Below are 12,702 nucleotides of genomic sequence, written 5' to 3' on the forward strand. Positions count from 1 at the left end.
CCCGTTGCCTGCAATGCCTCGATCGGGCCCTGGTCGATTTCCTCGATACTTTCCGCGAAGAACTTACCGAGCATGCCCACACCGTGCAGCGCTAGGGCCAGCACGCCAGGGAACGGGCCTAGGCCCACCGCGGAAACGAACACAAGCGCCAGGATCAGTTCGTTAATGCTACGAATCACGTTGAGCAGTTGCCGGGTGCCCTGATACAGCCAACGCTTGTCGTGAAGGTTGCGCGCGGCAAGCAAGCCCAGCGGGATGGCACCGATAATCCCCAGCAGGGTGCCCCAGAGCGCGATCTGCAGGGTTTCCAGCGCTGGACGCCAGAGGTTTGGGAGGATACTCAGGTCCGGCGGCAGCGAGCGGCCGAGAAAGTCGCCAATCTGCGGCAGGCCGCTGGCCAGCTCGCCCCAGCTCAATTGCGCACCTTCGGCGCTCCAATGCAGCACGCAAAGGACCACTGCCAGCAATACAGCGCTGACCAGCCACCCGCGTGATGTCGTCGGCGTACGCACCAGCCATTGGTGAGTTCGTGGATTCATGTTCAGGCCCTCGTGCCAGCCGCGATGACAGGATGTTCAGCCACTGGGGAATCGCCTGCCTGACGAGGCCCGCCACTGTGGTAGATGCGCTGCAGTGCGGCGTCATCCAGGGTCTGCGCCGGGCCGTCGAATACCAGACGGCCACTGGCCAGGCCCACGATGCGGTCGCCGAATGCCCGTGCCAAGTCCACTTGGTGCAAATTGCACACCACCGTGATGCCAAGTGTGCGGGTTGCCTCGCGCAGATAACGCATGACCAGGTGTGCCGTGTTTGGGTCTAGGCTGGCCACCGGTTCGTCAGCCAGGATCACCTCCGGACGCTGGGCCAGCGCCCGGGCGATGCCGACGCGCTGCAGTTGCCCGCCTGATAGCGAATCTGCGCGCGCACCGGCCTTGTCGCTCAGTTCGACGCGGCTCAGGCAATCACGGGCCAGCTCTATGTCCTCTCGACGAAAGAGCTGCAGCAGCGAGGCCAGTGTGCTGCAGTGGGCCAGGCGTCCGGTCAGCACGTTCTTCAACACTGAAAGGCGCGGCACCACGTTGTGGTGCTGGAAGATCATCGCTACGCGCCGGCGCAGTTCGCGCTGCTGTGAAGCTTGCATGGCGTCCACCCCGCCGACTTCCAGCACGCCTCTGTCAGCGTGAGCCAGACGGTTGATACAGCGCAACAAGGTGGACTTGCCGGCACCGGATTGGCCGAGGATCACCACGAACTCGCCTGCCGCGACCTGCAGGTCGATACCGCGTAATACCGGATTGTCGGCATAGCCCTTGACCAATTGCTGGATGCGGATCATTTCAGCCTCCGCAAGTCGAGGTCGAGCACCTTGGCGGTATCACGAACCACGTCATAGGCCGCGTCGCTGGTGGGCTGAAACCCGTCGAGCATGCCCTGGTCGCCCCATGGGACATCCTTGATCGCGGCGAATGCATTGCGCAATTTGGCCTGCAACTCAGGATCGAGGCCTTTGCGCCAGACCATCGGCGACTCGGGAATGTCCGGCGAGGTCCACACCACGTGGAAGTCCTGCTGCTTGACCTGTCCGTTGTGCGCCGCGCTCGCGAGGATGCGATCGGCCACCGCTGCGGCGTCCACTTTGCGGTTTTCCACCGCGAGGATGCTCGCGTCGTGGGATCCAGAGAAAATCACCCGTGAGAAAAGCGTTTTAGGGTCGTGGCCAGCCTGCTCCAGGCCCGCCTTGGGAAACAGGTGCCCCGAAGCCGAGCTGGGGTCGACAAAGGCGAATGTCTTGCCGTGCAGGTCTTGCAGGCTGCGGATGCCACTGTCGTTACGGGCGATGATCAGGCTGTGATAGGCGCTGCTGCCGGTTTTACGGGTCACGGCCACGGCAAACGCCTCGGCATCAGCCATCTGCTTAGCCAGCACATAAGAGAACGGCCCCAGGTAGGCAACATCCAATTTGCCCGCACGCAGGGCTTCGATCACGCCGTTGTAGTCTGTGGCAACGAAGGGTTTGACCGGCATGCCCAAGCGCTGCTCAAGCTGGTCGAGCACCAACTGGCTGCTTTTGATCATCGCTTGAGAGTCTTCGGAAGGTATCAGGCCGACGGTCAGGATCTCCTGGGCCTGTACGGCTGAAGTAAACATCAGAGGCAGCAGGATAAAGCGGGCAGAACGGCACAGGCTGGCAAAAGAGATCATGGCGTCACCGCAGGGTTGTTTTTGGTGAGGCCAAAGCTAGGGCTGTCATGTGACAGTCAACGCATCAGTTCAATATGGTTTTCGAGCGCTTTCCATTCAAAGGATCTATAGATGTCATCTGCCCGACTGCGTACGTTTCTTGCCGTTGCCCGCCATGCCAGCTTCAGCGCTGGAGCGAGAGCCATCGGCCTGAGCCAGCCGACAGCCACCAATCAGGTTCAGGCCCTGGAACGCGAATTCAACCTCGAGCTGTTCCACCGGCGCGGACGGCGTATCGAACTGACCACAGTGGGCCGTGCATTGCTGCCCATCGCCGGTCAACTGGCGCTGCTAGAAGCCGAAGCTGCCAACCTGCTGCGCGATGCTGGCAAGCTCAACCGCGGGCAACTGCGCATCGGCGCGGTCGGCCCGTTCCATGTGATCGAAATGGTTGACCGTTACCAGGCCCAGTATCCGCAGATCGATGTCTCTATTCGTGTCGGCAACTCAGCCTCAGTGCTGGCCGATCTGGAAAACTACGTGAGCGACATCGGTGTACTGGCGGGGCTGCAGGACGATCCTGCATTCGTCGCCCAGCGCTACGCGCGTCATCCGGTCATTCTCTTCGCCCATGTCGACCACCCGTTTGCCCGGCATGATGAGGTGCCGCTGCAAGCCCTGCAGGGGCAGCCTCTTCTACGTCGCGAGCAAGGATCGACCACCCGATTGGCACTGGAACAGGCTCTGGCCGAGGCTGACGTCAGCCCACGAATTGCCATGGAAATCGGCAGCCGCGAAGCATTACGCGAAGCGGTCATTCGTAAGCTCGGCATCGGCGCAGTGTCGGAAGCGGAATACATTGCCGACCCGAGCCTGAAAGTCATCCGCATCGCTGGCGACGCAGTTTTCACTGAAACCTATTTGTATTACTTAGCCGAGCGTCGCAGCAGTCGAGTCATCGACTCCTTCCTATCGATTGCCTTGCAGTGAAAGTGGAAAGTTGGCGCTCCATCGACTTCAGTGCCACTGTGCCACAGTGCCACTGTGCCATTAGCATGACGTCTTAACGTCCAAGGCGAGTGCAGGACGTTCCGGGCATCGAACCCCTATCGGTTTTCCAAGGCAGGTGGTCGAGCCGAGACAGTGGTGACGGGCACGTTTTTCAAAGGACTTTGGCCGGGGGGGAGAGCCTTGGCGCCGGCCAAAGGCTGGTTCGAATGGATACCCGATCCAGCGGAGCCGAAGCGCAAGCAGCCGTACTACATTACCAGCGCTGATGGAGGGCCACTCTACTTCGCAGCGCTCGCTGAGGTGCATCAGAGCATTGAGCCGGATGAGCGCGATGGGTTCGTTATCATCACCGCAACTGCGGACGAGGGCCTGATCGACATCCACGACCGAAAGCCCTTGGTGTTGACCCCTGAGCTTGCCCGGGAATGGATCGCCCCAAGCACATCACCAGAGCGGGCTTCGGCGATCGTGGAACAGGGCTGCAGGCCGGCAGCGGACTTTCGTTGGTTTCCAGTAGACAAGGCGGTGGGCAATGTCAGGAATGAGGGTGCATCGTTGGTTGCACCGATAAACAGCGAAGACCGGCAGGGTCAGCTAGAGTTTTGATATGTTCAAGCACCGTGAGATAACGATCATGCTAAAACAAGAAGCAGACGACGTGATTGAGCGTATCAGGGACGATCTGAAAAGGCATGGTGTGCTGATCGGCTACGATCCAGAGTTTACCACTGCCGATTTCGGTTGCGACCTGGACCACCACGTCGCTCAGGTCAGAGAGGATCCGGAAAACCGCGTCGTGTGTATCGTGATACATGACGAAGGCTTGTGGGCACAGCTCAGGCAGGGGTCCGTTTATCGCTGCGTCGTCAGTGAATGTAAAGGGAAGCTGTTCGGCATGCCGATTACCATTGACCCTCAAACGGATGCGTCGTACACCATTCAGTACAAGCCCTGAAGTGTCTGCAGGGTAGTCTGCCAGCCAGGGTCACCCTCTGCCTGCCAGGTAGAACATCCCTCCGGCGAGCGTCGTTAAAACGATGCCGTCGAATACATCGCCAAAAGCGGCTTTATCCGAGAGCCATGCGTCGATCTGCGCGACCAGAAAGCAGACCGCGATGAATAAAACGGCGCCCGCGATGCGCCAATGCCGCCGCACCTATGCGACAATACCCTCAATGTCTGGTCTCAACCCCACATTTATCGCCCAACAGCTCGGGCATGGCGTGCAGATGCTCTTATCGACTTATGCGCGCTGGATTAACTCGTCCAACGACTGGCAGGAGCGGGAAACGCTCCAGATTGGTCCAAAATTGGTCCGCAGCTGCGAAGAAGCCACGTAAGTTATTGATAGGTAAGCTCCTTGATCTCCACCGCTAACATCACCATGCAGTTCGGCTCCAAGCCCCTGTTCGAAAACGTCTCGGTCAAATTCAACAACGGCAACCGCTATGGCCTGATCGGCGCCAACGGTTGTGGCAAGTCGACCTTCATGAAGATCCTCGGCGGCGACCTGGAGCCTTCCGGTGGTCAGGTCATGCTCGAGCCGAACACCCGCCTGGGCAAGCTGCGTCAGGACCAGTTCGCCTACGAGGAATTCACCGTTATCGACACGGTGATCATGGGCCACGCCCAGCTGTGGAAGGTCAAGGCCGAGCGTGACCGTATCTACTCGCTGCCGGAAATGACCGAGGAAGACGGCATGGCCGTCGCCGAGCTGGAAACCGAATTCGCCGAAATGGACGGCTACACCGCCGAATCGCGCGCCGGTGAACTGCTGCTGGGCCTGGGTATTCCGCTGGAACAGCACTTTGGCCCGATGAGTGAAGTGGCCCCGGGCTGGAAACTGCGCGTGCTGCTGGCCCAGGCGCTGTTCTCCGACCCGGACGTGCTGCTGCTCGACGAACCGACCAACCACCTGGACATCAACACCATCCGCTGGCTGGAAACGATTCTGACGGCGCGTAACAGCACCATGATCATCATTTCCCACGACCGGCACTTCCTGAACAGCGTGTGCACTCACATGGCCGACCTGGACTACGGTGAGCTGCGCCTGTTCCCGGGCAACTACGACGAGTACATGACCGCGGCCACCCAGTCGCGCGAGCAGTTGCTGTCGGACAATGCCAAGAAAAAAGCCCAGATCGCTGAACTGCAGACCTTTGTCAGCCGCTTCTCGGCCAACGCCTCCAAAGCCAAGCAGGCAACCTCGCGTGCCAAGCAGATCGACAAGATCCAGCTGGCCGAGGTCAAGCCTTCGAGCCGGGTCAGCCCGTTCATCCGTTTCGAGCAGACCAAGAAGCTGCACCGCCAGGCTGTCGTCGTGGAAAAAATGGCCAAGGCCTTCGACGACAAGGTGCTGTTCAAGAATTTCGACATCACTGTCGAAGCCGGCGAGCGCGTAGCGATCATCGGCCCCAACGGTATCGGCAAAACCACCCTGCTGCGCACCCTGGTCGGCGAGATGACGCCGGATGCAGGCTCGGTGAAGTGGACCGACAGCGCCGAAGTGGGCTACTACGCTCAGGACCATGCGCACGATTTCGAAGACGACATGACCCTGTTCGACTGGATGGGCCAGTGGACCTCGGGTGAGCAGGTCATCCGTGGCACCTTGGGGCGCATGCTGTTCTCCAACGACGAGATCCTCAAGTCGGTCAAGGTGATTTCCGGTGGTGAACAGGGCCGCATGCTGTTCGGCAAGCTGATCCTGCAGAAGCCGAACGTGCTGGTGATGGACGAACCCACCAACCACCTGGATATGGAGTCGATCGAGGCGCTGAACCTGGCGCTGGAAAACTACCCGGGCACTTTGCTGTTCGTCAGCCATGACCGCGAGTTCGTGTCGTCGTTGGCGACCCGCATCATCGAACTGTCGCCGGACGGTGTGGTGGACTTCAGCGGCACCTATGACGACTACCTGCGCAGCCAGGGTGTGCTGGTCTGAAGTCGCTAGCCGGCCTGGCCCTTTGAGGTGACCAGGCCGACCTCTTTATATGGCGACCACGCTCCACAGGTACTACGCAGTAACTGTGGAGCGGTTTCCCTTTGAATAACTCGTTAGCCTGCTTTCATTTCCTTCGCGCAACGGCCATGATGGGGCCACGCCCACCGCCCGCCCGCGAACGAGCCAATGACCGCGCCACAGCCCGCCCCCACCAGCAGCAACGCCTCCATCACCCTGCAGATCCTCTCGATCGTTTTCTACACCTTCATCGCGTTCCTCTGCATCGGCCTGCCGATCGCGGTGCTGCCCAGCTATGTACACGACCAACTGGGCTTCGGTGCGGTGGTTGCCGGGGTAACCATCGGCCTGCAGTACCTGGCTACCCTGCTCAGCCGGCCTTTCGCAGGCCGTGTGGCCGATACGCTGGGCGGCAAGCAAGCGATCCGCTACGGTTTGCTGGGCATCGCGGCCTGTGGAATATTGACGCTGGCCTCGGCCTGGACCTTGAATGCGCCCTTGCTGAGCCTTGCGCTGCTGCTTGGCGGGCGCGTGCTGCTCGGGCTTGCACAGGGCCTGATTGGCGTTGCCACCCTGAGCTGGGGTATCAGCCAGGTGGGGCCTGAACATACAGCCAGGGTCATATCCTGGAACGGCATCGCGTCATATGGTGCCATCGCCATCGGGGCCCCCGTTGGCGTGCTCGCAGTCGATAGCCTGAATTTCAGTGTGCTCGGCCCAGCCTTGATACTGCTCGCCGCCCTGGCAATGCTGGTGCTGCGCAAACGCCCGGACGTGGTGGTGGTGCGCGGTGAGCGCCTGCCGTTCTGGTCTGCGTTCAGCCGTGTGGCGCCTTGCGGCCTTGGGCTGACCCTGGCTTCGATCGGCTATGGCACCCTGACCACCTTCGTCACGCTTTATTATCTGGAACGTGGATGGGCAGGCGCCGCTTTGTGCCTGAGTGCCTTCGGTGTGTGTTTCATCATTTCGCGGCTGTTGTTCGTCAACGCCGTCAACCGCTTTGGCGGTTACAACGTGGCGGTTGCCTGCATGGCCACAGAAGTGCTCGGCCTGAGCCTGTTGTGGCTTGCGCCCTCCCCGCTCTGGGCGCTGGTCGGGGCCGGCCTCACCGGTTTCGGCCTGTCGCTGGTGTACCCAGCCTTGGGCGTTGAAGCCATCAAGCAGGTGCCCAGCAGCAGCCGGGGTGCCGGGCTGGGGGCCTATGCGGTGTTCTTCGACATGGCATTGGCCATCGCCGGCCCGGTCATGGGCGCAGTGGCGGCACACCTTGGCTATGCGTCGATATTCTGCGTCGCGGCCCTGCTGGCCCTTAGCGGGGTTGGCCTGACGTTGTTGCTGGCGCGGCGCAGCCATCGCGGCTGAGCGTTACCCATGAAAAACGGCCGCCGCGCAAGCGACAGCCGTTCGTTTAATACAAGTTGTTCATGCCGTGGCGAACAGCTCACTGGCAATCTGCGCCTGAGCAGCATCGATGGCCTTGCTGCGGTGCTCCGGGCCATAGGCCAGGCCGTGGGCGCGAACGATCTCCAGGTCGGTGATGCCGATGAAGCCCAGGAACACCTTGAGGAAGTCTTCGTGGCCCGCGCCGGTCGGCTGGCCAGCGTGCAGGCCGCCAGCGGTGGAAACCAGTACTACTTTCTTGTCACCGCACAGGCCTTCAGGGCCTGCCTCGGTGTAGCGGAAGGTCTTGCCGGCCACTGCAACGCGGTCGATCCAGGCCTTGAGCTGGGTCGGTACAGTGAAGTTGTACATCGGCGCACCAATCACCACGGCGTCGGCGGCAAGAAACTCGTCCAGCGTTTCGGCGCTGAGCTTGGCTTCGAAGGCAAGGGCTGCATCGCGAACGTCTTCCGGCGTGCCGGCTGCAACCAGGGTGGCAGCAGAGAAGTGGGCAATGGCGTCGGCGGCGAGGTCACGATAGACCACTTCGATGCTCGGGTCAGCGGCTTTCCAGGCCTGGACCACTTCACGGCTCAGTTGGCGCGAGGCGGAATTGTCGCCCAGGATGCTCGAATCGATGTGCAACAGTTTCATGGGACTCTCCTGTGAATGAAGACCGCAGCATTGGGCGATCACGATGGAGAGAATCCTACCGGACCGTCGAATAGCTGAAAAGCCAGCAAAAATGCGTTAGTTTGTCCCACAGATAGAACAGTGAGACAGCCCTCATGCAAGACCTCAACGTTTTGTGGGGAATACCAGTTTAGGGGCAGAAAAGGTCAAAATGCTGTGCTCTTCTCCTCCCTAGCTACGCCAGGGCAGTAATCGTCCAAGCAGATTCCGAGCCTCTCCCCTCATTGTTCTCGGCACGGTGGTGTAGCCACTCCTCCGACTGACTTCGTACCCCTGGCGTTGGCTGACCCCTTCAGGTAGTCCGCGATGAAAAGCCATTTCAGGTCTATGGGTGTTCTTTCTCACCAAGGCATGGCCAGATCCTAGAACACCGACTCTGCTAGCCCACACGACTTCTGGGCCCTTATTGTTCCGAAAAAGACAGAATTTGCGTAGAACCAAGTATTGAAACCCATGAAGGCCGTCCCAATATCATTGACCGACAGAATGACTCTGTCTTCAAGTAAACCTAGGGGTACTATATGATTCGTTTTTGGACAGAAAGCCCACAAGTACTGCTGAATAAATTCAAGGAACTGATCAATCAAAGTGAACCAAAGGGAAGAATCAATACTTGGGAAGAGCACAAGGACGGCTTTCGACACACTGCGAAGGACTGGAAGGAGACCGGATTGATGGTGCCAGTTATTGCTGACGACAAAAAGAGTCTCTACTTTAAAATGACAGTAGTGAAAGATGAGTACGCCTACGCGTATTATCACGGCCACCTGCTGCAAACGTTTATCGAGCATCTCAGCAAGCACTTCAAGAGTGCAAACTTTGCCGATACACGTACAAAAAAATAAGTAAGAACGCAGCCTCCTGAGGGAGGCTGCGCTTACCCGGCGCTAGACGGCTGCCTGACTCCAGCAGCCCGGGCTCTGACTATCGAAGAAGTCCACCTGAACCGCGCCAAGAGCCTGCTCTATGATTGGTAGGACACGGTTGCAATAGGCTTGATCAGCACCGTAGACAGAAACGGCAACGCGCTGAATGCCAGCACCGCACATTCGCTTGAGCAAATGCAGATCCTGCTCGCCAAAGCCCCAGCCATAGACCACCAACGATTCCGTTTCAGATGGAAGGACCTCGCGGTATACCGTGGACAGGTAGTAACTATTCTGGATGGAGGCAACTTTCTGCTGCCAGGTTCCTTCGCTGACGAACAAAGGTACCACCGTCTCACTTCGCCACCGATCTAGAATGGCTTCCAGCAACCCCGCATCGCGGTTATGAATCTTGTGCTCTTGTTCGATTCGATTACGGCAGAGGATTAAACTTCCATGCGGATAAAAAACCAACGTTGTAGAACGTTGATCCCGTATCGGCTCTCGCAATTCCCTCCATTCGTCATGAAACACGCCTCCGCCAACGAAACAATCCTTCATCACATGTCCATCGGGAATGTTCCAGCCGTGCATTGACGCCCAGTAGATGATGAGGTCGTAGTTCAGCGATAATACCGTCTTAAATCGCTTCATGAACTGATAGAGCGCAGGAAGCACTTCGCTCACCTGGCCATGCTCAGGATGGATACTACGAACACTTGCGATCAGGCAATCGCGTACGCGTACATAAGCCTCACGCGTCCGCTCGTCTTGGATCTGTAAGGAGCGGTTGACGTTCGTGGCCTGCCACACAATTCGGAGGATCAGTTCGAAGTCTTCTGTCTCAAAAAAACCAAACAAGCGCTCGACGTCATCTACCAAGAGACCTTGCTCTCTGGCGTGCTCAAGCAAAGAGCCGTAACTAAAGCTTTGATTTACTGCGATGCTGGCACCGTTTCCCAGTAACAGCGTGTGCCCGTAATTCTCCGCTATCTGCGCCCAAGGATGAATCTCATGCGGCATGGTTTCCCTCATACTGTTCACGTCTGAGCGCAAACCATACCTTATTCTAAAGAGAAAGTTGATGCGCTAACTTTTGACTAAGGAATCGCGGCGTGACGATTAATTTCGGTGATCGATGCGATCAGCGTCGCTTGCATCAGGTAGGCCATCAGCTTCCATTCCGCCTCCGGATGCGGCCTGTTCAGCCCCACTCTCTATCGCCACCCGTACCTCCAGCCAGATCAAAGTACCCTCCTTGGCAATCCCATTGTTCGGCTCTACGGCTGTCAATGGGCAGTGTGGAGGTTGGCCAGGGTGGGAGTGGGTCGATACATGGTGTCGCTGATAGGGAACCTCAGAGCGAAGCTCCTTGAGAAAGTCATTTGCATCATGAGCGTCCGCTACGGTTGTCAGCTGCTGGTCGCGGCTGGCTGCTTTCGCCCCTAGCTCTGCTTGCAAATGATCAAGTCTAATGAAAACGGGTGAAATTACTGGTCTAGTGCAGGGCAATTTCCCAGCAGTGTTTGGTAAACGATGGCTTTTCCCGCAGCAGAGGTGCCTTGGATATAGATCCCCTTCCGCCCCACGATCAGGCCAATCACCGGCCGACCATCCGTGCGCTTCGCTGCGGAGATCTTCCACTCTCTCAGATCTATGCCCGAAGGTGATGGATAATCCTCAGGGTGCGTATGCCATTCACCAATGTAGCGAATGATTCCCCTGCTCTCCTCCCACATCTGATCAGCCACTTCGGTGTGGCCTTTTGAGCCCCGCTCAAAGCTGTATCGAGTCCTTCTATCGGTCGGGAACGGTGGGGTTGCATGGGTGACCTCAATATGCGGCCCATGCACAGTTCCGAGAAGGATGCCGCCACTCTCGGGATCCGGGAGACTCCTCTGAACATACGCCTCAAACACTGCCATCACATCAGGAAGAAGGTGAATCAGAAAACGGCCTTCATTGGCGGTCCAATCCATCATTTGCTGCAAGCCGGGCACCTCTCTGCTTTCAACACGTCGCAGTCAGGTGTAGCTAGCTCGTACGCAGAGTCTGTCATTCTGGTCCGCAGCGAGGGGCTTTCTGCGTTATTAATCCAGGCCAGTGCCATTTCGGTGCCAAGTGCCGCTGCTTGAAGAGAAACCGTTGCAGGAAACGGGACATATAAGCCCTCACACCCATGCCCCGCCCGCAAGACCGGCATTGCTCCCTCTACGGTAGGCAAGCCTCCTGCACGCTGGTGATTGCATAGGCATCGGTAGCATGCGCTTGATCCTGGCATCTTCATCAGGCCACGGACGGCAATACCAGGGCCTTCGATCCATATCGAGAGCATAGGGATTTGATTGGCATAGCGTGCAGCCAACCAGTGCCCGAGCGACTCGTCACCCGTTGCATCAATCAACAAATCAACTGTTCCTAGGTGAGCATGCCGCGCATCAACCTCCAGAGCGCGAACCGACACTGAAGGGTTGTCGAGCTGAAGCGTTAAGCGCATCCCAGATGCTTTGTTCGCGAATAGGTGCGCCATTCCCAGGCGGTGTCGGCCGAGGTTCTGAGGCCCAAGTACTTCGTAGTCGACGATGGTCAACTGTCCACCGCCAGTGCCTGCCCCGGCTTTAGCCAGCGCATCAATGAGGTACCCACCTATCGTTCCACAGCCCACGACAGCAATCCTCTTACCGGCCAGTGTTTTCATGCCAGGGATATTGCGCTGAGCTAGGTATTCGTTATCCAAGCGCAAAACATGCAGACGAGAGATTTTGTAGCTGTACAGGCGCTGAGTGCCGCGGGCAACTGCACGTTTTTCGGCAGGCAGTACCGATTGGTCAAAATGTACATGGACCCCATATAGCAGTTTCGGCGACTTGATGATGATTAGAGCATCTTGCTTCGTCAGACGTGAGGCCTCACCAAGGCGCTGTTCGGCCTTCCTTGCACAGCGTCCGTCCAGCTGCCGTTGCCACTCCAAAAACTCTGCCACCGTTCTGGGTGGCCATTCTTTCTGGCCAGGCCTTGGCTCAACGTCCGTTTTCACGATGTAAGCCGGGATTCGCTCGCGTTTCGCTTCGAAACCCATCACATCCAGCTTCAATGCGGTAGCCCCGAGGTCGTCGGTTATGACGGGATACCGTTCACCACTGCGTCCGAGCAGACAGAAACCAGGTACCTCACCGAGGATAGGCCTCTGGACATCAAAAAGGCATTGATTCGCGTACCAGTGGACAAAAAACTCTTCCGTTAAATCTTCCACCATCTCCTTCCGGAGAACCTTGCCCAAGACGCTCTGCGCCTCGTCAATACAACGCAATGTTTGGCCAACGGGGTCGAAGAAATCGAGAACCACTGTGCTTTTGGTGAGGTAGCAGATACTCCCATTTTCTCCGATATGAGGGGCAATGGGACGTAAAGCGGCAGGTACTCTGATGAGCCGCACCCGCGGCAGCTCATAAAACTCTGGATCAACCTCAAGCTCGCAGCCGTGTGCGCCTTCACTGGTGCTCAGATCTCCCACAAAGGACAGCCATCTTTGCGCGTCACGCCCAACGTAACGGAAACCGCGCGCTTCTAGCGCTTCAATGACTGCCTCGTTTTTCGAGCCCATGA

At 58.2% G+C, this 12,702-nt stretch carries 12 protein-coding genes and 2 pseudogenes; 7 read left to right on the forward strand and 7 right to left on the reverse strand.

What is annotated here, in order from left to right:
- The 3 genes from EGJ09_RS25510 to phnD form a co-directional block, all read right to left on the reverse strand.
- The coding region (locus EGJ09_RS25510; protein ID WP_148101102.1) for an ABC transporter permease at positions 1 to 539 on the reverse strand (539 nt) is incomplete at its 3' end.
- A 2-nt stretch (positions 540 to 541) separates the two neighbouring features.
- Positions 542 to 1,336, reverse strand: a complete 795-nt coding sequence (gene phnC, locus EGJ09_RS25515) for a phosphonate ABC transporter ATP-binding protein (protein WP_125925103.1) — start codon at positions 1,334 to 1,336, stop codon at positions 542 to 544.
- Positions 1,333 to 2,148 (reverse strand): phosphonate ABC transporter substrate-binding protein, encoded by an 816-nt coding sequence (phnD, locus tag EGJ09_RS25520; protein ID WP_251962699.1) that lies wholly within the window; start codon positions 2,146 to 2,148, stop codon positions 1,333 to 1,335. Before phnD ends, phnC begins: the two co-directional genes overlap by 4 nt.
- 165 nt (positions 2,149 to 2,313) lie before the next feature.
- Between phnD and EGJ09_RS25525 the strand changes: the two genes are divergently transcribed.
- The 6 genes and pseudogenes from EGJ09_RS25525 to EGJ09_RS25550 all read left to right on the forward strand — a co-directional run bounded on the left by EGJ09_RS25525 (position 2,314) and on the right by EGJ09_RS25550 (position 7,519).
- Positions 2,314 to 3,171, forward strand: coding sequence for a LysR substrate-binding domain-containing protein (locus tag EGJ09_RS25525; RefSeq protein ID WP_125925104.1), 858 nt, complete (start codon positions 2,314 to 2,316; stop codon positions 3,169 to 3,171).
- 141 nt (positions 3,172 to 3,312) lie between these two features.
- A pseudogene (locus tag EGJ09_RS25530) lies at positions 3,313 to 3,798 on the forward strand (SOS response-associated peptidase family protein); the annotation flags it as partial.
- 1 nt (position 3,799) lies between these two features.
- Positions 3,800 to 4,147 (forward strand): hypothetical protein, encoded by a 348-nt coding sequence (locus EGJ09_RS25535; RefSeq protein WP_231386186.1) that lies wholly within the window; start codon positions 3,800 to 3,802, stop codon positions 4,145 to 4,147.
- Positions 4,148 to 4,337: 190 nt separating this feature from the next.
- Positions 4,338 to 4,532: pseudogene (locus tag EGJ09_RS26885) on the forward strand (site-specific integrase); the annotation flags it as partial.
- A 20-nt stretch (positions 4,533 to 4,552) separates the two neighbouring features.
- Entirely contained in the window at positions 4,553 to 6,139 is a 1,587-nt protein-coding gene (locus EGJ09_RS25545; RefSeq protein ID WP_012314600.1) for an ABC-F family ATPase, read from the forward strand.
- 186 nt (positions 6,140 to 6,325) lie between these two features.
- Positions 6,326 to 7,519, forward strand: a complete 1,194-nt coding sequence (locus tag EGJ09_RS25550; RefSeq protein ID WP_125925105.1) for an MFS transporter — start codon at positions 6,326 to 6,328, stop codon at positions 7,517 to 7,519.
- 60 nt (positions 7,520 to 7,579) lie between these two features.
- Here EGJ09_RS25550 and EGJ09_RS25555 read toward each other — a convergent pair whose 3' ends face one another.
- Positions 7,580 to 8,191, reverse strand: coding sequence for an FMN-dependent NADH-azoreductase (locus EGJ09_RS25555; protein WP_115274714.1), 612 nt, complete (start codon positions 8,189 to 8,191; stop codon positions 7,580 to 7,582).
- Positions 8,192 to 8,751: 560 nt separating this feature from the next.
- Between EGJ09_RS25555 and EGJ09_RS25560 the strand changes: the two genes are divergently transcribed.
- Positions 8,752 to 9,075, forward strand: a complete 324-nt coding sequence (locus tag EGJ09_RS25560; RefSeq protein ID WP_125925106.1) for a hypothetical protein — start codon at positions 8,752 to 8,754, stop codon at positions 9,073 to 9,075.
- A 42-nt stretch (positions 9,076 to 9,117) separates the two neighbouring features.
- Here EGJ09_RS25560 and EGJ09_RS25565 read toward each other — a convergent pair whose 3' ends face one another.
- From EGJ09_RS25565 to EGJ09_RS25575, 3 genes are all read right to left on the reverse strand, one after another.
- Entirely contained in the window at positions 9,118 to 10,119 is a 1,002-nt protein-coding gene (locus EGJ09_RS25565) for a DUF4917 family protein (protein ID WP_125925107.1), read from the reverse strand.
- Between the two features lie 467 nt (positions 10,120 to 10,586).
- A complete protein-coding gene (locus EGJ09_RS25570; RefSeq protein WP_256658466.1) occupies positions 10,587 to 11,078 on the reverse strand; it encodes a Mov34/MPN/PAD-1 family protein in 492 nt (163 codons plus the stop codon).
- Positions 11,075 to 12,700, reverse strand: coding sequence for a ThiF family adenylyltransferase (locus EGJ09_RS25575; RefSeq protein WP_125925109.1), 1,626 nt, complete (start codon positions 12,698 to 12,700; stop codon positions 11,075 to 11,077). The genes EGJ09_RS25570 and EGJ09_RS25575 overlap by 4 nt, the downstream gene beginning before the upstream one ends.
- Positions 12,701 to 12,702 lie beyond the last annotated feature (2 nt).

Origin of the sequence: Pseudomonas sp. p106 (assembly GCF_003936645.1) — a bacterium.
Lineage (GTDB): Bacteria > Pseudomonadota > Gammaproteobacteria > Pseudomonadales > Pseudomonadaceae > Aquipseudomonas > Aquipseudomonas putida_E.

Excerpts from the sequence above, each read along its gene's own strand:
- phnC (WP_125925103.1), bottom strand. The coding sequence starts at position 1,336 with ATGATCCGCATCCAGCAATTGGTCAAGGGCTATGCCGACAATCCGGTA.
- phnD (WP_251962699.1), bottom strand. The coding sequence starts at position 2,148 with ATGTTTACTTCAGCCGTACAGGCCCAGGAGATCCTGACCGTCGGCCTG.
- EGJ09_RS25525 (WP_125925104.1), top strand. The coding sequence starts at position 2,314 with ATGTCATCTGCCCGACTGCGTACGTTTCTTGCCGTTGCCCGCCATGCC.
- EGJ09_RS25535 (WP_231386186.1), top strand. The coding sequence starts at position 3,800 with ATGTTCAAGCACCGTGAGATAACGATCATGCTAAAACAAGAAGCAGAC.
- EGJ09_RS25550 (WP_125925105.1), top strand. The coding sequence starts at position 6,326 with ATGACCGCGCCACAGCCCGCCCCCACCAGCAGCAACGCCTCCATCACC.
- EGJ09_RS25555 (WP_115274714.1), bottom strand. The coding sequence starts at position 8,191 with ATGAAACTGTTGCACATCGATTCGAGCATCCTGGGCGACAATTCCGCC.
- EGJ09_RS25560 (WP_125925106.1), top strand. The coding sequence starts at position 8,752 with ATGATTCGTTTTTGGACAGAAAGCCCACAAGTACTGCTGAATAAATTC.
- EGJ09_RS25565 (WP_125925107.1), bottom strand. The coding sequence starts at position 10,119 with ATGCCGCATGAGATTCATCCTTGGGCGCAGATAGCGGAGAATTACGGG.
- EGJ09_RS25570 (WP_256658466.1), bottom strand. The coding sequence starts at position 11,078 with ATGATGGATTGGACCGCCAATGAAGGCCGTTTTCTGATTCACCTTCTT.
- EGJ09_RS25575 (WP_125925109.1), bottom strand. The coding sequence starts at position 12,700 with ATGGGCTCGAAAAACGAGGCAGTCATTGAAGCGCTAGAAGCGCGCGGT.